The organism is Phocaeicola acetigenes, assembly GCF_027529745.1.
Taxonomy (GTDB): Bacteria; Bacteroidota; Bacteroidia; order Bacteroidales; family Bacteroidaceae; genus Phocaeicola; species Phocaeicola acetigenes.
Genome location: NZ_JAPZVM010000004.1, coordinates 188690 through 207845, shown reverse-complemented (window position 1 = coordinate 207845; position 19156 = coordinate 188690). Strand labels below are relative to the sequence as shown.

Here is a 19156-nt window from a genome sequence, read left to right as displayed (position 1 = left end):
GGTATCATGAAACTGAAAACATTTATAGATCGTCCTATCTTGTCGTGTGTAATTTCCGTACTGATTTTGATGCTGGGAATTATCGGGCTTGTCAATTTGCCTATGGAACAATATCCGGATATTGCTCCGCCTACTATTACTGTTTCGGCAACATATACCGGTGCTAATGCAGAAACCGTACAGAAAAGTGTGATTGCTCCTTTGGAAGAGGCCATAAATGGTGTAGAGAATATGACATACATGACTTCTACGGCCACGAATAACGGTTCGGCTTCTATCACGGTTTATTTTTCACAGGGGACAGACCCGGATATGGCAACTATCAATACAAAAAATCGTGTGTCGGAAGCTGAAGGAGTGTTGCCTGCCGAAGTTACCAAGATTGGGGTTACGGTAGAGAAGCGCCAGAATAGTATGGTGAAGATTTTGGCTCTTTACAGCGAAGATGATAGTTATGACCAGAATTTTGTAAATAACTATTTTAAAATAAATGTGGAGCCTCGCTTGTCTCGTATCACTGGTGTAGGAAATGTCAATGTGATGGGTGGAGATTACGCTATGCGTATCTGGATGAATCCACAGATTATGGCACAATATGGGTTGGTTCCTAATGATGTGACTTCCCTGCTTGATGAACAAAACATTGAGGCGGCTACAGGTACGTTGGGTGAAGATTCTGAAAATACATTTCAATATACGCTTAAGTATCGTGGACGTTATGAAACGGAAGAAGAATTTGGTAACATGGTCATCAAGGCACTTCCGTCAGGCGAAGTTCTTCGTTTGAAGGATATAGCCCGGATTGAACTTGGTGCGCAGACATATAGTTACAATAGCCAGATAGCCGGACATCCGGGAGCTACCTGTATGATTTCACAAACGGCAGGATCCAATGCCAACGAGATTGTGAAAGAGGTAGACAAACTGGTTGAAGAAATTTCGAAGGATTTGCCGAAAGGGTTGGTACTTACCGACCTGATGAGTACAAAGGACTTTCTTGATGCTTCCATACATGAAGTGGTAAAAACACTGGTGGAAGCCATTATTCTGGTTATCCTTGTGGTATATTTCTTCCTGCAAAGTGTACGTTCTACTATTATTCCTTCTATATCTATTATAGTCTCACTGATAGGTACTTTTGCGTTTCTGTATGTGGCTGGTTTCAGCTTGAACCTGCTTACCCTTTTTGCGCTCGTACTTGTCATAGGTACAGTGGTGGATGATGCCATAGTGGTTGTGGAGGCAGTTCAAGCTAAGTTCGATGAAGGATACCGCTCTCCGTATAAAGCTACTATTGCTGCTATGGATGGTATATCGGCAGCTATTGTTACTACATCTTTAGTATTTATGGCTGTATTTATTCCTACTTCCTTTATGGGAGGAACCAGTGGTGTCTTTTATACACAGTTCGGACTTACCATGGCGGTAGCCGTAGGTATTTCTGCAATTAATGCTTTGACATTGAGCCCCGCTTTATGTGCTTTGATTATGACGCCACATATGGATAAAGCTACGGGTGAAAAACTGAGTTTTTCGAGTCGTTTCCATCATGCATTCGAAGCATCATTCAATCGTTTGGTGTTGAAATATAAAAATGGAGTCTCTTACTTTTTGCATCGCCGATGGCTGGCTTGGATTGCACTGATTGCAGCTTGTGGGTTGCTGGTATTTTTCCTCCGCACCACCAAGACTGGTCTTGTGCCCGACGAGGATATGGGAACTGTATTCGTGAATGTCACAACTCCTCCGGGAAGTAGTCTTGCGCAGACCAAGAAGGCTATGGAGCAGATCGACGAACGCATTCGGGAAATTCCGCAGATAAAGCTTTACAGTAATGTGAGCGGATATAGTATGATGGGAGGACAGGCTGCTTCGGGAGGTATGCTTATTATCAAATTGAAACATTGGGATGAACGGACTGAAGCGGAAGATAACATAAATGCTGTCCTTGCCCAGATTTATGCACGTACGGCTGATATAAAATCGGCTAAATTGTTTGCATTTGCACAGCCTACTATTACCGGATATGGAATGGGTAGTGGCTTCGAACTTTATGTGCAGGACCGTGCAGGAGGCGATGTGAATTCCTTGCAGAAATATTGTCAGAATTTTATTGCTGCTTTGAATCAGCGTCCCGAAATTTCTATGGCTTATACTACTTTCGATACCAAGTTCCCTCAATACATGGTTGAGGTAGATGCAGCCAAATGTAAACGTGCAGGTATTATGGTTTCTGATGTACTGGGAGTGCTTTCCGGCTTTATCGGGGGTAATTACTCTTCGAACTTGAATCGCTTCTCGAAACTTTATCGTGTAATGATACAGGCTGACAAGGATTACAGGCTTGATAAGGAATCATTGAATAATATGTTTGTGCGTACGGGTAGTGGTGAAATGGCACCTGTAGGGCAGTTCCTGACCTTGACAAAGGTATATGGAGCAGAAACTCTTACGCGTTTCAATATGTATACCTCTATACCTGTTAATGGTATGCCGGCCGAAGGGTATAGCACGGGTGATGCCATTAATGCAATAGCAGAAGTGGCAGCTCAGACGCTTCCTACCGGATATGGCTATGAATTCAGTGGAATTACTCGTGAGGAAACACAAAGTTCAAGCAATACGGTTATAATTTTTGTGATTTGTATATTGTTTGTTTATCTGATTTTGTGTGCTTTGTACGAGAGTATGTTTATCCCTATGGCTGTCATCTTGTCTGTACCTTTTGGTCTGATGGGAAGTTTCTTGTTTGCAAAATGTTTCGGACTGGAGAATAATATTTATATGCAGACTGGTTTGATTATGCTTATTGGTTTGCTTTCGAAGACAGCCATTTTGCTTACGGAGTATGCTTCTTCGCGCCGCAAGCAAGGAATGTCTATCGCACAGGCGGCAATTTCGGCAGCCGGTGTTCGTCTGCGTCCTATTTTGATGACTGCCCTGACTATGATTATCGGCTTGTTTCCTTTGGTTGTGGCATCAGGAGCCGGAGCTAACGGAAACCGTTCGCTGGGTGTAGGCGCCGTGGGAGGTATGTTGGTCGGTACATTGGCTTTACTCTTTGTCGTTCCGGTATTGTTTATGGTCTTTCAGGCAATAGAGGAGCGGGTAATGCCTAAACGCAGGATAGAAGACGACGATGAAGAGATGTAGTTTGGAATTGGTTGTTTTATTAGAAATCATGAAATATGCAGAAAAAAGCTGATTATATATTGATATGTATAGCAGCCGCTCTATTATTCAGCGGCTGTGGCATCTATAACAAATATCGGAGACCGGAAGTAAAGACCGATAACCTGTTTGGGGAGATGCCGGTGGAAACTGATACCTGTTCTTCTATTGCTGATTTGAAGTGGCACGAATTGTTTACGGATACTTTGTTGCAGAAACTTATAACTCGTGCGCTTGATGCTAATACTGATTTGAATGTAGCCAGACTGAAAGTACAAGAAGCACAGGCTTCTCTGATGTCTGCAAAACTGGCTTATTTGCCTTCGGTGCAACTGAATCCGGAGGGTTCGCTTAGTAAGGTGAAGGATGGACAGACTGCCAAGACTTATACGCTCGGGGCTTCGGCCAGTTGGGAAATTGACTTGTTTGGTAAGCTGACTAATGCAAAACGTAGTGAATTGGCTGTGTTGGAGCAAAGTAAAGCTTATCAGCAGGCCGTACAGACGCAGCTGATAGCTACGGTTGCCGAAAGTTATTATACTTTATTGATGCTCGACGAGCAGATTGATATTACCACCGAAACGATAGAAAACTGGAAGGAATATATTCATAGTTTGCGGGTGCTGATGAAATCGGGACAAGCAGACCGTGCGGCAGTCAGTCAGGCAGAAGCCTCCCGCCTTGGAGCAGAAGCATCGTTGCTCGACTTGAAACAGCAGGTTGTAGAAATGGAGAATTCGCTTTGTTCTCTTCTGGCATGGCAGCCTGCAGGTATCGAACGCAGTACGCTGGAATGTCAGGTTTTTCCTCAGCAGCTGTCTGTGGGAGTTCCTTTGGAGGTGTTGTCACGTCGTCCCGATGTCATGCAGGCTGAGGCTGAACTGAAGCAAGCCTTTTATGGAGTTAATCAGGCCCGATCCGATTTTTATCCAAGTATAACCTTGAGTGGTTCGGCCGGATGGACGAATAATGCCGGAGCGACAATCACCAATCCTGGAACCTGGCTTTTACAGGCTGTCGGTTCGCTTGTCCAGCCTATTTTTAATCGAGGTAAAAACATCGCCAATCTGAAAATATCCAAAGCACAGCAGGAAGAGGCATTACTTCAATTTCAGCAGTCATTACTTGATGCAGGAGGGGAAGTGAACAATGCATTAAACCAATGGCAGAATGCGCGGCAAAAAGTGGTGCTGGATGGTCAGCAGGTAGAACATTTGTCGGTTGCTGTACATGATACCCGCTTGTTGATGAAGCATGGTACAACCAACTATTTGGAAGTTCTTACAGCCCAGCAATCGCTTTTATCTTCACGTTTGACTATGGTTTCCGACAGGAATTCTGAGATTCAAAGTGTGATTAGTCTTTACCATGCTTTGGGAGGAGGCGCTGATAATTGATTTTTTCACAACATATTCATTTCTTGTTTTTCCACCTCGTTCGTGAAGAATAGGGTGGAATTTATATTTCGACGGATAATTGTATGCGAACAGTTTATCTGGAGATTTATAACTGTATGTGTTTTTTATTAGATTTGAAGAAACAAAAAATCCGGTAATCTTTGATAAAAAGTTACCGGATTTTTGTTGTTCTTATTTGATTTCGAACTCTTCTTTCATGTCTAGTTCCTCTCCGTGTACATCGTAGAATTTGTATTGTAAAAAAGCAAAATCCTGATTTGGGATGATTTTTATACCAAATCCATATTTCATTTGCCATTTACGTTTCAATGATACCAGTCCTTGATTGATGTAAGCAGCTACATAAGGATGTATATGTAAGGTTACTTTTTTTATCTTCAACTTATTGACCAGGTAATCAATTTTACTTTCCAAAGTATCTGTAAATAAAATAGAAGGTTTTATTTTGCCTTTACCAAAACAGGTTGGACAATCTTCATCTGTATTTACATCCATTGCCGGACGTACGCGCTGGCGGGTAATCTGCATTAAGCCAAATTTACTGAGTGGAAGAATGTTGTGTTTGGCTCTGTCTTTCTGCATATTCTGGCACATGCGTTCGTATAGTTTCTGGCGATTTTCGGCAAGATTCATATCGATGAAGTCGACTACAATAATGCCTCCCATATCTCTTAAACGGAGTTGTCTGGCCAGTTCGTCTGCTGCACCTAAATTGACATCCAGCGCATTGGCCTCCTGTCCGTTTCCTGATTTTGAACGGTTTCCACTGTTTACGTCTACTACATGGAGGGCTTCGGTATGTTCGATGATGAGATAAGCGCCACTCTTGTAGGATATGGTTTTACCGAACGAGGATTTGATTTGTTTGGTAATAGCAAAATTGTCGAATATGGGAAGTTGGCCTTTGTAAAGTTTGACAATTCCTGTTCTGTCGGGGGCTATCAATGCCACATAGTCTTTTACCTCGTTGTATACCGTTTCGTCGTTGACGTAGATATTTTCGTATGAAGGATTGAATAAATCACGTAAAATAGCTACGGTACGACTTGTCTCTTCGTAAACTAAAGACGGTAATTTGCTGGCCTTTTGTACTTTAGTGATAGTTTCTTCCCAGTGTTTTAGCAGAATCTTCAACTCGGCATCCAGCTCTGCAACGCGCTTTCCTTCGGCTACGGTACGTACTATAATGCCGAAATTTTTAGGCTTAATGCTCTGTAACAGTTGTTTGAGTCGGGCGCGCTCTTCGCTCGACTTGATTTTCTGCGAAACGGAAACTTTATCGTTGAATGGGATGAGAACCAGATATCTTCCGGCAAAGGATAGTTCACAAGTTAGGCGAGGTCCTTTGGTAGAGATAGGTTCTTTTACAATCTGAACGATGACTTCCTGTCCCTGTTGCAGTACGTTGGATATTGTACCGTCTTTTTCAATATCAGGTAAGGAAGAAGCTTTTGAAATAGGATAAAGTTTCTGCTTATTGCTTATTACTTGTTTCAGATACTTCTGATAGGAGTGAAATTGAGGTCCTAAGTCCAAATAGTGAAGGAAAGCGTCTTTCTCAAAGCCGACATCCACGAAGCAGGCATTTAGTCCAGGCATCAGTTTTTTCACTTTGCCTAAGTACATGTTCCCTACGGAGAAAGAGAGATTTCTTTCTTCTTTCTGAAATTCTACCAGATTCTTGTCTTCCAACAGTGCGATAGAGATTTCTTTGGGCTGTACGTCAACTACTAATTCGCTTGTCACTTGATTATTTGGTTTTTAAAGTTTATAAATTGTTTTCTAAACGTACATTTTGACTAATACACAAAGAACAAACCTGAAAGGACTATAAAAGGCTTTACAAGTTTGTTCTTTATTGAAGTCGGACAGACTAATGATTATTTTTTGCTTTTATGTCTGTTCTTTCTTAGTCTTTTCTTACGTTTGTGTGTAGACATTTTATGTCTTTTTCTTTTCTTTCCGCTTGGCATAGCTTCAAAATTTTATAGGGTTAATACTAATGTTAATTATTTTTTTACTGAAAGAGTAAATGTCTTAGCTGGTTTAAATGCCGGAATGTTGTGTTCCGGAATGATGATAGTTGTATTTTTTGAAATGTTACGAGCAGTTTTCTGAGCTCTTTTCTTTACGATAAAACTGCCGAACCCGCGAAGGTATACGTTTTCATCATTAGACAGAGATTCTTTTACTGAGTCCATGAACGCTTCAAGGGTTGTCAACACGGTGGTCTTGTCAATACCTGTGTTTTTAGCAATTTCGTTTACAATATCCGCTTTAGTCATTTTGCTAATAATTATTGTTATACGTTATCTTAAATTTTTGGACTGCAAATATATAGCTTTTCTTGTACTCTGAAAAATATATTCAGAACAATTTTTTCTAAAAGTATCTTTCGCTTCCTCCGAAAACTCCTATTTTTGCAAAAATAATAAAAAACTTTGGTTAATAGAATAAATATATAGAAATGAATCAATTTGCTCCGCTGTTGATTGACTGGTACGAACATAATAAAAGAGAACTTCCCTGGCGGCAGACTCAAGATCCGTATAAAATATGGATATCGGAGGTAATTCTTCAGCAGACAAGGGTGGCTCAAGGATATGATTATTATTGCAGGTTTATAGAACGGTTCCCGGATTTTCATGCTTTGGCTCAGGCCGATGAAGATGAGGTGATGAAGTATTGGCAGGGGCTGGGGTATTATTCTCGGGCGCGAAATCTGCATGAAGCTGCCCGCTCGATTGATTCACAAGAGTATTTCCCGAAAACGTATGCAGAAGTACGTGCCTTGAAAGGGGTGGGGGAATATACTGCTGCCGCCATTTGTTCTATCGCTTACGATATGCCTTATGCGGTAGTGGATGGAAATGTGTATCGTGTCTTGTCGCGCTGGATGGGCGTGGATACTCCGATTGACACCTCGGAGGGGAAAAAGATATTTGCAGCTTTGGCCGATGAATTATTGCCGAAAGAAACGCCAGGCCTGTATAATCAGGCCATTATGGATTTTGGGGCACTGCAGTGTGTGCCTGTGTCGCCCAAGTGTGAGGTTTGTCCGTTGATGGACAGTTGTGTGGCCTTTCGTAAAGGTCTGGTGGGCGAATTGCCTAAAAAGAAACGTAAGACTAAGGTACTCGACCGTCATTTTATTTATCTCTATATCCATACATCGGGTTGTACTTTTTTATACAAGCGGCCGGCTGGCGATATTTGGCAAAATTTATATGAGTTTCCGTTATTGGAACCTGATAGGAGCTTGTCGGAAGAAGAACTTTTCAGTTTTCCGGAATTCCAGCAACTGCTGTCGCAGTGTGAGGTAAAGCTGGTACGGCGGATGGGGCAAAGGGTAAAGCATGTGCTGTCTCACCGGGTAATTTATGCCGATTGTTATGAGGTAGAAGTAACGGAAAAAAGTCTGTTGCCGGAAAAGTATCAAAGGGTTCCGGTGGCTGATTTATATAAATTCCCTGTATCACGTTTGTTGTCTCATTTTTTTTCTGTAATTTTGGACTCTGATATTAAAACGAAGTAAATCATGTCATTGAATAAAGTCCAGTTGATAGGTAATGTGGGGAAAGATCCCGATGTAAGATATTTGGATAGCGGTGTAGCTGTGGCTACATTTCCGTTGGCTACAACAGATAGAGCATATACTTTGGCCAATGGAACACAGGTTCCTGAACGTACAGAATGGCACAATATTGTTTTGTGGCGCGGATTGGCTGAAACTGCCGAAAAATATGTACGTAAGGGAGACAAACTTTACATCGAGGGAAAAATCCGTACCCGGTCTTATGACGACCAGAACGGCATAAAACGTTACGTAGTGGAGATATTCGGTGATAATATGGAAATGCTGACTCCGCGTGCTGTCCAACAGCCTGCCGGACAGGTTCAGCAACCGGCTGCTGCTTCGCAGACTGCATCTGTGTCTGCGGAATCGGCATCAGACGATTTGCCGTTTTAAAATGAACTTATGTCTAACTAAAATTTAAATCTTTGGACCCTGACTCGTATTTATCCCGTTTATCGGATTTATGTAACGGAGTAACTGTTATGTCTCCTTCTCTAGGAGCGATTATTGCATTGATGCTGGCTATTCTTTTGCTGTATGCATCAGGTTTTGTTTCTGCTTCCGAAATTGCTTTCTTTTCATTGTCTCCTTCTGATTTGAATGAGATTGAAGAAGAAAAATCTCCTTCTGATACGAAGATTAAAAGTCTTCTGGAAGATTCTGAACATTTGTTGGCTACCATTCTTATTTCAAACAATTTTGTGAATGTGACCATTATTATGTTGTGCAATTACTTCTTTGCCAGCGTAATAGATTTTGGTCAGGCACAGATTTTGGAGTTTCTGGTTATTACCGTAGTCCTGACTTTTTTATTGCTGTTGTTTGGGGAGATAATGCCTAAAATATATTCTGCACAGCATACACTTTCTTTTTGCAGAAAAGCTGCTCCGGTTATTTATGTGCTTCGGTCGGTATTCAAGCCGATGTCGAATCTGCTTGTACATTCGTCTTTTGTGGTCAACAAATTGACTAAAAAGCATAAGGTGCGCAACTTGTCTGTCGATGAACTGTCTCAGGCTCTGGAACTGACCGATAAGAATGAAATTTCAGAAGAGAGTACCATGCTTGAAGGAATTATTCGCTTTGGAGAGGAAACTGCCAAAGAAGTGATGACTGCCCGTCTTGATATGGTGGATCTTGAACTGAATACTCCTTTTTCCAAGGTCTTGAAATGTGTCGTAGATAACGCTTATTCCCGCATTCCTGTATACGAAGAGTCTCGTGATAATATCAAGGGAATTTTGTATATAAAAGATTTGTTGCCTTATCTGAAGCAGGGTGATGAGTTCAAGTGGCAGAATTTGATTCGTCCGGCTTTCTTTGTTCCGGAAACGAAAAAAATTGACGATCTTCTTCATGATTTTCAAATCAATAAAATTCATATTGCAATTGTAGTGGATGAATTTGGTGGTACGTCGGGTATTGTAACCATGGAAGATATCATAGAAGAGATTGTAGGCGAAATAAATGATGAGTACGATGAGGAAGTACGTACCTATATTAAACTTTCTGATAATTCTTATTTGTTTGAAGCAAAGACGTTCCTGACCGATTTCTATAAAGTCTTGAAGATTGATTCGGATGAATTTGAAGATATTGCGGCCGATGCCGACACGTTGGCGGGATTGATTCTCGAACTGAAGGGGGAATTCCCGGTACAGCAAGAAGTCTTGTTCTATAAGAACTATCGTTTTGAAATTGTAGAGATGGATTCTCGCCGTATTTTGAAAGTAAAGGTAACGGTACTTCCTAAAGAGCATAAAGAAGAGGGATATGTCGCTTCTTAAACAATGGAACTGGCAGGGAGGGTGTTTCGGAATATGGCAACTGACCGAGAGCCAGGAAGAGTTACGTAGCCGGTTGTCGCAGAATTTCAATTACGAGGAAGAACTTGCCGGGCTGAAGTCTCTCTCCCGGAAGATGGAGTATTTGGGTGTAAGGGTTTTGCTGAAAGCATTGTCTGGAAAGGAAATGTGTATTGGGCATTATGCATCCGGAAAACCTTATATTCTTTCGGGAGAATATCAGATTACAATTTCACATACCAAAGGCTATATTGCCGTCGGTATTCACCCGAAGTGGAATATTGCTATGGATATAGAGTATTATGGCGACAGGGTGAAAAAGGTCGTTTCACGCTTTGTCCGCCAGGATGAAATGCCCGGTCGGGAACATTTGTCAGACCGTATGTTGATTTATCAGTATTTGCTGCACTGGTCGGCAAAAGAGACCTTGTTTAAGTTGCTTGATACCAATGAGGTGGACTTCTTGAAGCACCTGTATATCTGTCCTTTTACTGCATCGGAGGAAGGAGTTTTTGAGGCTGAAGAGTATCGTACAGAGATGAATAACCATTATCAGATACATTATATGCTTCGCGATGATTTTGTCTGTACGTGGACTGTGGATGCGGAAACAGCAGAATGAAACGTTTTTTTCTTTATGCAGCCGGATGAAAGAATCCGTTTGCATGATGGATGGTTAATGGTACTATGGCTGGGTATGAGAGCGTACATACTGTAACCGGCGCCGCAGAATATGCATCCGACGACGTCGGATGGCGAATCGACGACGTCGATTTTATAGCCGTCATCGTTGGCTGTAGACAATGACTTGCAGGATTTATAACTGGCACTGGAATATAAAAAGCTTGACTGTTGAATAATCAAGAGTCAAGCTTTTTTTGTATTTGAGAGGTTTTTATTTTATGGTGATTGTTTTAATTCACTCCTTTCTGTAAAGTAAAGACAAATTCCAGTCCTCCTCCCGGAATATTTTTGGCAAAAATGGTACCTCCATGGAATAAGACTGCATTCTTAACGATAGCCAGTCCTAAACCTGTTCCTCCCAGTTTTCTGGAGCGTCCTTTGTCTACGCGGTAAAAGCGTTCGAATAGTCGGTTCAAGTGTTCTTCGGGAACACCTACTCCTGTGTCGGAGAAACTGAAGTAGTAGAATTTTTCGTCTTCCCGGAAGCAGTTTATTGTGATTTGTATACCCACACCTGCATAGGCTATTGCATTGTCTGTCAGATTCCGGAAAATAGAATACAACAAAGAGCTGTTTCCGACAATATTCATGTTGGGCGGGAGCAAATTGTTGACTTGTATATGTTTTTCGTCGAGATTCAGAGCAACCTCGCTTAACATGTTTTCTACCAGCTTGCTTAAATTCAGACTCTCTTTTGAAACCATGTCCGGAGCTTCGTCCATACGGGTCAGTACGGAGATATCCCGCAGAAGAAGGGTGAGCCGGTTACTTTGAGCATAACTTCTTTGCAGAAATGTTTGCATCATCTCATGGCTGATATTCGGATTGTTAAGCAGGGTTTCTATGTATCCTTGTATACTGCTTACCGGAGTTTTCAGTTCGTGGGCGATGTTCTGTGTCAACTGGCGTTTCAGCCGGGCCTGTTCTTCCTCCTGAGTAATGTCATTGATGGAAATTTCGAATGACAAATCCTGGAAAATGATACTTTCTACCAAAAAAGAACGTGCGTTTTTGTCTATATGAAGGGATAAACGCTTTTCTTCTTTATTGGGGTTGTTTTCATTTTTAGTCAGAAACTCATTGATCGGTTTTAGTTCCGGTATGTCGAAAACTTCTTCGGTGGAACTTAAGTTCCTGTCGGAGATGATATTGGCATATTGTGTAAAAAGGTTGTTTACCAGAATCTCCTTGCGTTCCTTGGTAAAGACTCCAAGTCCTTCGTGCGAGGTTTGCAGATGCGAAATCAGTTTCTCTCTCTCGATGTAGAGGGCTTCTTTGGCACGGTGGAGCCGTTTGTATATTTTTATGATATGCTGGGAAATCTCTCCCAATTCATTTTTAGGGAACGCTTGTAAGATTTCAATGTCTATCGGTTCGTTTCTGTCGGCCTTTAATGCAAACTGTTGCAGTTTGGTGATGGACATCCCCAGTTTGTAAGTGAAACGATAGAACAAGGCAATCAGGAATAAACTGATTACCAATGTAAACCAAACGTATCCCGAGTCGGCTTTAAGATGTTCGCTTAAGCTGACGTTATAGGGAAGGGCAGAACGTATGATCAGCCGTTTACTGGGGTAGTATTTGGCCGAATAAAAGAATTCTTCTCCATTTAAGCTTTCAGAGTGCCGGCTGATGGCATATCCGCTGCCATACATCAGGGCATCTATGACTTCTTTTCGTGAAGAATGATTCTTGAACTTCTTCCAGTTCTTTTCTATGTTGTCGTAGATTACGATACCTGTGGATGTGATGAGTGTGACCCGCAGGTTCGGGATCATGTGAGTAGCCACATACTGTTGCAGACTATCTGCATTCAGATTACCGTTTTCGTTTATGAAATCGTATAGCCGTGAGTTGTAGTCTTGAAGCTGTGTATTTAAAAGTTCACTCTTGAATACCTTTTCCCGTCTGTACTGAAAACACATAAAGCACAGCGAAAAAGCGATAAAAAGAGAGATAACCAGAAAGAATAGTTTCTGGCTAAAGGAAAGAATACGAGAAAAAAAAGTAGTCATGTCAAATTGTATTATTCACATTCGAAACAGTAACCGTAGCCTAATCGGGTTACAATTTGTTTACCATATTCACCGATTTTTTTACGTAATCGGGTAATATTCACATCGATAGTGCGATCTAATACATACGATTCATCATTCCATACTTTGGTCAGTATGTCTTCTCGTGAGAATACTCGTCCTTGGTTCTGTAGTAAAAGCAACAAAATCTCGAACTCTTTCTTGGTTAATGAGATTTCTTCGTTGTCGATTGTTACTTTCTTTTTGGAGATATGTATGACTAACCCTTTGTATTGTAACTGGTCCTGTTCTTTCATCTGCACTCCGGCAGTACGGCGTAATACCGCTTTTACACGCATGATTACTTCACGCAAAGAGAACGGTTTGGATATATAATCATCGGCTCCCAGATTAAATCCGGTGATTGTATCGTTTTCTGTATCTTTGGCAGTGATGAATATGATTGGAATTTCTGCTGTATCTTTGTTCTTCTTCAGCATACTTGCCATACGGAATCCGGAAATTTCTCCCATCATCACATCCAAAAGCAACAACTGGTACTGCGTAAGATCCAGTTTAAGGGCTTCTTCGGCAGAGTTGGCTGTGTCTACGAAATACCCTTCCATTTCGAGATTGAACTTTAGAATCTCGCATAAATCCTCTTCGTCATCTACAACAAGTATTCGGTAATCATTCATATTGTTTTGGTATTTTTGAGTTTCTGCAAAGATGACGTTTCTTTGTTTCGGAGCCATGAAATAATTGTTACAATTGTATTACAATTCCGGCCGGGTAAACTCTCCTGCAATGGAACGCCCCATTTCCCGCCGTATTTCCTGCGGAGACAGGTTGTGGCCGAGCAAAAACATTAGTTTGGTAATCACACATTCTACCGTCGCATCGTATCCGCTTATCACTCCGGCATCCAATAGATGTAAGCCTGTTTCGTAACGTGCCATCTCTACCATACCGGTTTGACACTGTGAGATGTTTACGATGATAATACCCCGGCTGGTTGCCTCCTTCAGCAGCTTGATGAACCATGGCTTTTGAGGAGCATTTCCTGAACCGTATGTCTTTAGGGCTACAGCACGCAGGCCCGGTGTGTTTAGCATTGTGCTGACTACCTTTTCCTGAATACCGGGGAAGATTGTCAGAATCATCACATTGGTATCGAATACATAGTGAGGGTGCATCGGAAGTGATAAATCTGCTTTACGGATGCGGTCGTATTCATATTTTATATGGATACCGGCAGTGGCCAACGCTGGATAGTTGTAGGAACGGAAAGCATTGAAGTTTTCTGCATTGATTTTGGTGGTACGGTTACCACGTAATAAATGGTTTTCGAAAAATATACAAACTTCTGGTACTATTGCCCTTCCGTCCGGATATTTGGCAGCAGCTATTTCTATAGAAGTGATTAAGTTTTCTTTTCCGTCGGTACGCAGTACACCTATCGGGAGCTGACTTCCTGTCAGGATAACGGGTTTGGCCAGATTTTCCAACATGAAGCTAAGAGCAGAGGCTGTGTATGCCATGGTATCAGTTCCATGAAGGATGACGAAACCGTCGAAATTATCGTAATTATAATGGATAATCTTTACCAGTTTAGCCCACAAGGCTGGTTCCATGTCGGAGGAGTCGATGGGGGGATTGAATTGATAAGATGAAATTCTGTAGTTAAATCTTTTCAATTCTGGTACATTTTCTTGAAGTTGATCGAAATTAAAAGCTTCCAATGCACCTGTTTCCGGATTCTCAATCATACCGATTGTACCCCCTGTATAGATTAGCAAAACGGAAGGATAATCTGGCTTAATCATAATTCTGTCGTAATAAATTTGCCACAAAGATAGTATAAATACTTTAAAAAGGGAGTACGAATGGTGAAAAAATAACAAATTGCTTTATATCAAGTGCCTTTTGTACGAGATATTCATTAGATAGTGTTTTTATAAATGCCAGAAAAAAGGAGTATTTCTGCCTTTTTCAATGAAAATGTAAGGTTGATGAAAGATAATGGTAAGAAAAAAGGAAGACTATAGGGAATTTTGTCTTTTCATTTGTTTATATCTGTGTAATTTGCTATTTTCGTATAACTAAGAATATAAAACGTGATGAAAACAATGAACTATGCTTTGATGAGCGGCTTGTGTGCTTTGATTATTGGCATACTGTTGGTCGTATGGCCTGATGCTGCTGTAAATTATCTGGTGATAACAATCGGTGTCTTGTTTCTGTTGCCGGGGTTATTAGGATTGTTCGGCTATTTTGCATCTTCCAGACAGTCGGATGGTATGAGCCGTCCTTTTCCTATCGTTGCATTGGGAAGCGCTTGCTTTGGCCTGTGGCTGATGATTATGCCGGCATTTTTTGTAAGCATTCTGATGTATATATTAGGTGTGCTTCTGGTACTTGGAGGCGTCACTCAATTGTCTAATTTTATATCGGTGCGTAACGTGGTAAAAGTGCCGGTGGTTTGGTATGTTATTTCTGTGCTGGTGCTGATTGCCGGACTGGTTGTTCTGTTTAATCCTTTCCAGGCAGCTACTGTTCCTTTTATTGTATTGGGAGTGTCGGCAATTGTATATGGAGCAACCGATTTGATTCGTTTGCTGTTTTATCGCCGTAAAAGAAATGAAAAAGTAACCGATGTGGAAATTATAGAATAAGAAACCGGTCTGTAATTTGATGACGGATTTTTAAGAATGTTACCGATATCCGATGTGGGTGATATCGGTAACATTTTTTTTGTTCTTATTTTCCAGAGTTTCTGTATTGTTTAGGTGACATACCTGTATATCGTTTAAAATATTTTCCAAAGAAGGAGATATCCGGAAAGTTCAGTGAATAGGCTATTTCCTGGATGGTCAGTTCCGTGGACCGTAATTTGGCCTGTGCATCGTGTATGACAAAGGAAGAAATAATGTCCGTCAGTGTCTTCCCGGTTGTTTTTTTGATGGTGGTGCTCAGGTGTTGCGGAGAGAGGTGCATCTTTTCTGCATAGAATGAAATGTTTCTTTCCGATTTATAGTTTTGTACGATAATGCGCACCAGTTCTTTTACTATTTCCTGATTACGGTTGTATCGTACTTGTGAGTTCTCTTCTTTTTTCCGGGTTATATTACCTAATGTCAGAATGATTTGTGAATAAATCAAGTCTGTCTGTGCAGGGGTAATGAATACGTCGCCCAAATGCTGGGCTTTGATTATGGTTTTGAAGGATTCCTGAAAAATTTCTGCAACTTCTTTTTGCAGATGGATAACCGGATTTTCGAAAATGTGAGGAGTATACTCGATTGTTTTAGAGAACAATGTAGAGTGGCGGATAAGTTCTTTTGAAAACCCAATCAGTGTAAAACGGCAATCCTGGCTTTGTGATGTGATCTGAAAGAACATTTCAGGCATGATTACAGCCATTGAGTTCTGACGGAGTTCGTATTGGGTAAGGTGTATGGTTGCAACACAATTGCCTCTTGTGCATAAGAGGAACAGGCAGCCGGGCATTTGTGTGGGGAACTTGAATAGTTGCTTTAAGTTCCCGATGATATCTATTCCTGTAAACATTTGTAAATTAGATGGAATAGATGCAAGAGATTCAATCCTTTTCATTAATTGTCATTAAATAAATCAAGTAACAAATATAAATTATTTGTCGGATAGTTCCAAATATTTATTTGAATGACGCAGGAGGATTGTATGGCTTATTTCCTTTTTTGTGAGAAAAAGCTTTGAACGCGTCTTAGCACTTTTATGCCGGTCATGATGCCGTCGTAGGCAGCTATTCCCATGTTGATGTGCTGCATCATGCTATCTATTTTATTATCACTTCTGGTGGGTGAGAAAAGTTCTTGTGAAATATGCTGCATTCTTTTTTGGGAAGCCTGTATTTCCGCTCTTTTTTCCTCTTTTTTTTGAGAGATCAATTCTATGGTGTAGATTTCTTTCGTATTCATGCCTGTTTCTCCTTATTGGGATTGTCTAAAAACAAATGTGACAAAAAGTTTACCATCGGCTGGAATATCAGTTTTTTTCGATATATGTATATCAGGAATGCCAATAGCAGGATAATTCCTCCTATCATGGCATAACTTCCGGTCAGACTTCCTGTGATAGGCTCGAGGGCGTATACCAGCATAAATGAAAAGTAAAATACGGCCATCATGCTTAATACGGTAATGAGTAAAATAAGAATAAGGGTACCCAGCAGGATAGTCAGTTTTTCCACAAGATCGAATTTCAGATATTCTCCTTGCAGTTCAATGTATTTTTTCATCTCCTTTACAAGAGATTCCAGATTGTCTATGCTTTTGTCTTGAGAAAACATATGCGGTTTGTTAAAGTGAAAAAACAGGCAGACTCATTCAATTTTGAAATGTGAATTAAGTCTGCCTGTTTTGTTAAATTTTTATTCAGCGTCTTTTACTTCTGCTGCAATCTGATCTACCAGGTCATCCATTTCTTCACGATTCAGACGAATGCCTTTTTTACGCAAAAGTTCTGCAATTTTCTTACGGGTATCTTCTCCTTTTTCCGGTGCAAACAATAAGCCTGCTGCTGCTCCCAAGGCTGCTCCGCCTAAAAAAGCGGCTACATAATTTAGTGCTTTCATAATTCCACTTATTTAAAGTTCCTATGTACAAATCTAATAAAAACTTTGATAAGTCGTCACTCTTTTGAGGAAAAATAAGGAAACGAAGGATAAAACTGTATAATTAACAGAATTTAATAGTTTCACTTCTTTTATATTACTACTTTTGCGCGTAATTATATATTGAAAATAGGACTAAATATTAACTAATAATAAAAACAAAACGACATGAGAAAGATTGTTGTATTGGGAATGGGATTGTGCGTAGCACTGGCATTCTCTTCTTGTAAGTCAAGCGAAAGTGCTTATAAGAAAGCTTACGAAAAAGCAAAACAGCAGGAACTTGCAGAAGCTACTGCAGAAACTCCGGCACAGACTCCGGTGGTAGAAGCTGCTCCGGTAGTAGAAGCTGCTCCTGTAACAAAAGCTCCGGTTACAGTTGGAACTGTTCGCGAAGAAAAAGTTGAACTGGTTTCTGGAAATGGCTTGAAAGCATTTAGCGTAGTATGCGGTAGCTTTGGAGTAAAGGCTAATGCAGAAGGATTGAAAGCTACTTTGGATAACGATGGTTACAATGCAAAAGTAGTGTATGCTGCAGAAAAGAATATGTATCGTGTGGTAGTAGAATCGTTCGATACTCGTGAAGAAGCTGCACGTGCAAGAGATGCATTCAAGGCTAAATATCCTCATCGTGAAGATTTCCAGGCTGCATGGTTGTTGTACCGTGTATACTAATCTTCTGTAAATGGAAATATAGTACATGAATAAGAATATGTATTCTATTTAGTGGAATATAAAGCGACGGTTTTTCAGGCCGTCGCTTTTTTTTTATCTTTGCCGGATAACTTGAATTGATAGAAATGATGAAAAAAATAGGATTGTTATTCGGGTGTGCGCTATTTATGCTGCCTTTGAATATGAAGGGACAGGAAAAAGTGGTTCCTTTGAAATACGGAAATATGGATCAGTGGGTGACACGTAAGATTCATGAGTCAGGAGTAATTGGCGGAAAAACCAAGCTGTTGTATGAAGTGGCTCCCACAAAGGTAATTGATGGCAATGAGCCTTATGTAAATCTGGGTGGTTCTCCCTGGGCAAATTCCAATGTAATGGCCAAGGTTATGGGTATTGTAAAGACCAATACCAGTGTGTACCCTGAAAAAAGAGGAAATGGATATTGCGCCCGTCTGGAAACTCATATTGAAAGCGTTAAGGTACTGGGGCTGGTCAATATCACAGTGCTGGCTTCCGGATCGTTGTTTTTGGGCGATATGAAAGAACCGATTACCGGAACAAAGGAAGGAGAAATGGCTCTGAACTCAGGAGTATCGTTTACAACACGTCCGAAAGCTGTTCGTTACGATTATAAGGTACAGATGTCCGGTCAGCCCAATCGTATTCGGCAGACTGGATTTAGCAGAAAGTCTGTGGTGCCCGGACAAGACTGTGCAATTATGACTTGTTTGCTCCAGAAACGTACAGAAGACGCCGAGGGTAATATTATTGCCAAGCGTGTGGGTACTGCTGTGGTGCGTTATAGCCGTACAGAAGATTGGAAAAACGGTGCTACTTATGAAATAATGTATGGCGACATTACAAAGGATGCCGGATATCAGGAAGAGTTGATGAAGCTGGGGGTCGGTGGATATTATGCCCGTAACAGCAAAGGAGAAAGCAAGCAGATAAAAGAAGTGGGATGGGCAGAAGAAGGTGAAGCACCTACTCATCTTATTCTTCAGTTTACTTCCAGCCTTGGAGGTGCTTTTATCGGTTCTCCGGGAAATAAGTTTTGGGTAGATAATGTAAGTCTTGTTTATTAAGACTCTATACGAACAGATCCCCTTGCCGGCCTTTTGTGTGGGTAAGGGGATTTTTGTATCGGAAAAAATGAT

18 protein-coding genes are annotated in these 19156 nt (G+C 40.9%); 9 read left to right on the top strand and 9 right to left on the bottom strand.

What is annotated here, in order from left to right:
- Window positions 1-6: 6 nt before the first annotated feature.
- Together O6P32_RS07245 and O6P32_RS07240 are read left to right on the top strand one after the other, a co-directional pair.
- Window positions 7-3153 carry an efflux RND transporter permease subunit gene (locus tag O6P32_RS07245; RefSeq protein ID WP_269877709.1) on the top strand — a complete coding sequence of 1049 codons (3147 nt, stop codon included), beginning with the start codon at window positions 7-9 and terminating at the stop codon, window positions 3151-3153.
- A gap of 35 nt (window positions 3154-3188) precedes the next feature.
- Window positions 3189-4568, top strand: coding sequence for a TolC family protein (locus O6P32_RS07240; RefSeq protein WP_269877708.1), 1380 nt, complete (start codon window positions 3189-3191; stop codon window positions 4566-4568).
- A 192-nt stretch (window positions 4569-4760) separates the two neighbouring features.
- Here O6P32_RS07240 and O6P32_RS07235 read toward each other — a convergent pair whose 3' ends face one another.
- A complete protein-coding gene (locus tag O6P32_RS07235; RefSeq protein ID WP_178266685.1) occupies window positions 4761-6335 on the bottom strand; it encodes an Rne/Rng family ribonuclease in 1575 nt (524 codons plus the stop codon).
- Window positions 6336-6598: 263 nt separating this feature from the next.
- Window positions 6599-6874, bottom strand: coding sequence for an HU family DNA-binding protein (locus O6P32_RS07230; RefSeq protein ID WP_178266686.1), 276 nt, complete (start codon window positions 6872-6874; stop codon window positions 6599-6601).
- A 182-nt stretch (window positions 6875-7056) separates the two neighbouring features.
- On the opposite strand from O6P32_RS07230, the gene mutY reads away from it, so the two are divergent.
- The 4 genes from mutY to O6P32_RS07210 are packed head-to-tail and all read left to right on the top strand — an operon-like array spanning window position 7057 to window position 10593.
- Window positions 7057-8124: an A/G-specific adenine glycosylase gene (mutY, locus tag O6P32_RS07225; protein WP_269877705.1), complete on the top strand. Its 1068-nt coding sequence runs from the start codon at window positions 7057-7059 to the stop codon at window positions 8122-8124.
- Between the two features lie 3 nt (window positions 8125-8127).
- A complete protein-coding gene (locus O6P32_RS07220; RefSeq protein ID WP_269877703.1) occupies window positions 8128-8559 on the top strand; it encodes a single-stranded DNA-binding protein in 432 nt (143 codons plus the stop codon).
- A gap of 32 nt (window positions 8560-8591) precedes the next feature.
- Complete coding sequence (gldE, locus tag O6P32_RS07215) at window positions 8592-9953, top strand: gliding motility-associated protein GldE (protein WP_178266691.1); 1362 nt, start codon at window positions 8592-8594, stop codon at window positions 9951-9953.
- Window positions 9940-10593, top strand: a complete 654-nt coding sequence (locus O6P32_RS07210) for a 4'-phosphopantetheinyl transferase family protein (RefSeq protein WP_269877701.1) — start codon at window positions 9940-9942, stop codon at window positions 10591-10593. Before gldE ends, O6P32_RS07210 begins: the two co-directional genes overlap by 14 nt.
- Before the next feature lie 292 nt (window positions 10594-10885).
- Here O6P32_RS07210 and O6P32_RS07205 read toward each other — a convergent pair whose 3' ends face one another.
- The 3 genes from O6P32_RS07205 to O6P32_RS07195 form a co-directional block, all read right to left on the bottom strand.
- Window positions 10886-12670 carry a sensor histidine kinase gene (locus O6P32_RS07205; RefSeq protein ID WP_269877699.1) on the bottom strand — a complete coding sequence of 595 codons (1785 nt, stop codon included), beginning with the start codon at window positions 12668-12670 and terminating at the stop codon, window positions 10886-10888.
- 11 nt (window positions 12671-12681) lie between these two features.
- Complete coding sequence (locus O6P32_RS07200; RefSeq protein WP_178266694.1) at window positions 12682-13368, bottom strand: response regulator transcription factor; 687 nt, start codon at window positions 13366-13368, stop codon at window positions 12682-12684.
- A 78-nt stretch (window positions 13369-13446) separates the two neighbouring features.
- The gene (locus O6P32_RS07195) at window positions 13447-14496 is read right to left on the bottom strand and encodes an asparaginase (RefSeq protein WP_178266695.1); all 1050 of its coding nucleotides are present in this window, start codon (window positions 14494-14496) and stop codon (window positions 13447-13449) included.
- A gap of 294 nt (window positions 14497-14790) precedes the next feature.
- Here O6P32_RS07195 and O6P32_RS07190 point away from each other — a divergent pair, with 294 nt between their 5' ends.
- Window positions 14791-15345: a DUF308 domain-containing protein gene (locus O6P32_RS07190; protein ID WP_178266696.1), complete on the top strand. Its 555-nt coding sequence runs from the start codon at window positions 14791-14793 to the stop codon at window positions 15343-15345.
- 85 nt (window positions 15346-15430) lie between these two features.
- Here O6P32_RS07190 and O6P32_RS07185 read toward each other — a convergent pair whose 3' ends face one another.
- The 4 genes from O6P32_RS07185 to O6P32_RS07170 all read right to left on the bottom strand — a co-directional run bounded on the left by O6P32_RS07185 (window position 15431) and on the right by O6P32_RS07170 (window position 17285).
- Window positions 15431-16285 (bottom strand): helix-turn-helix domain-containing protein, encoded by an 855-nt coding sequence (locus tag O6P32_RS07185; RefSeq protein WP_269877696.1) that lies wholly within the window; start codon window positions 16283-16285, stop codon window positions 15431-15433.
- A gap of 92 nt (window positions 16286-16377) precedes the next feature.
- Window positions 16378-16629 (bottom strand): hypothetical protein, encoded by a 252-nt coding sequence (locus O6P32_RS07180; protein ID WP_269877694.1) that lies wholly within the window; start codon window positions 16627-16629, stop codon window positions 16378-16380.
- On the bottom strand, window positions 16626-17000 hold the full coding sequence (locus O6P32_RS07175; RefSeq protein ID WP_178266699.1) for an LPXTG cell wall anchor domain-containing protein: 375 nt from the start codon (window positions 16998-17000) through the stop codon (window positions 16626-16628). The genes O6P32_RS07180 and O6P32_RS07175 overlap by 4 nt, the downstream gene beginning before the upstream one ends.
- Window positions 17001-17081: 81 nt before the next feature.
- Window positions 17082-17285, bottom strand: coding sequence for a YtxH domain-containing protein (locus O6P32_RS07170; RefSeq protein WP_178266700.1), 204 nt, complete (start codon window positions 17283-17285; stop codon window positions 17082-17084).
- A 207-nt stretch (window positions 17286-17492) separates the two neighbouring features.
- Between O6P32_RS07170 and O6P32_RS07165 the strand changes: the two genes are divergently transcribed.
- Complete coding sequence (locus O6P32_RS07165; protein WP_178266701.1) at window positions 17493-17999, top strand: SPOR domain-containing protein; 507 nt, start codon at window positions 17493-17495, stop codon at window positions 17997-17999.
- Between the two features lie 128 nt (window positions 18000-18127).
- Window positions 18128-19084: a PCMD domain-containing protein gene (locus tag O6P32_RS07160; protein WP_405371418.1), complete on the top strand. Its 957-nt coding sequence runs from the start codon at window positions 18128-18130 to the stop codon at window positions 19082-19084.
- Window positions 19085-19156 lie beyond the last annotated feature (72 nt).

Excerpts from the sequence above, each read along its gene's own strand:
- O6P32_RS07245 (WP_269877709.1), top strand. The coding sequence starts at position 7 with ATGAAACTGAAAACATTTATAGATCGTCCTATCTTGTCGTGTGTAATT.
- O6P32_RS07240 (WP_269877708.1), top strand. The coding sequence starts at position 3,189 with ATGCAGAAAAAAGCTGATTATATATTGATATGTATAGCAGCCGCTCTA.
- O6P32_RS07230 (WP_178266686.1), bottom strand. The coding sequence starts at position 6,874 with ATGACTAAAGCGGATATTGTAAACGAAATTGCTAAAAACACAGGTATT.
- mutY (WP_269877705.1), top strand. The coding sequence starts at position 7,057 with ATGAATCAATTTGCTCCGCTGTTGATTGACTGGTACGAACATAATAAA.
- O6P32_RS07220 (WP_269877703.1), top strand. The coding sequence starts at position 8,128 with ATGTCATTGAATAAAGTCCAGTTGATAGGTAATGTGGGGAAAGATCCC.
- O6P32_RS07210 (WP_269877701.1), top strand. The coding sequence starts at position 9,940 with ATGTCGCTTCTTAAACAATGGAACTGGCAGGGAGGGTGTTTCGGAATA.
- O6P32_RS07205 (WP_269877699.1), bottom strand. The coding sequence starts at position 12,670 with ATGACTACTTTTTTTTCTCGTATTCTTTCCTTTAGCCAGAAACTATTC.
- O6P32_RS07200 (WP_178266694.1), bottom strand. The coding sequence starts at position 13,368 with ATGAATGATTACCGAATACTTGTTGTAGATGACGAAGAGGATTTATGC.
- O6P32_RS07195 (WP_178266695.1), bottom strand. The coding sequence starts at position 14,496 with ATGATTAAGCCAGATTATCCTTCCGTTTTGCTAATCTATACAGGGGGT.
- O6P32_RS07190 (WP_178266696.1), top strand. The coding sequence starts at position 14,791 with ATGAAAACAATGAACTATGCTTTGATGAGCGGCTTGTGTGCTTTGATT.
- O6P32_RS07185 (WP_269877696.1), bottom strand. The coding sequence starts at position 16,285 with ATGAAAAGGATTGAATCTCTTGCATCTATTCCATCTAATTTACAAATG.
- O6P32_RS07180 (WP_269877694.1), bottom strand. The coding sequence starts at position 16,629 with ATGAATACGAAAGAAATCTACACCATAGAATTGATCTCTCAAAAAAAA.
- O6P32_RS07175 (WP_178266699.1), bottom strand. The coding sequence starts at position 17,000 with ATGTTTTCTCAAGACAAAAGCATAGACAATCTGGAATCTCTTGTAAAG.
- O6P32_RS07170 (WP_178266700.1), bottom strand. The coding sequence starts at position 17,285 with ATGAAAGCACTAAATTATGTAGCCGCTTTTTTAGGCGGAGCAGCCTTG.
- O6P32_RS07165 (WP_178266701.1), top strand. The coding sequence starts at position 17,493 with ATGAGAAAGATTGTTGTATTGGGAATGGGATTGTGCGTAGCACTGGCA.
- O6P32_RS07160 (WP_405371418.1), top strand. The coding sequence starts at position 18,128 with ATGAAAAAAATAGGATTGTTATTCGGGTGTGCGCTATTTATGCTGCCT.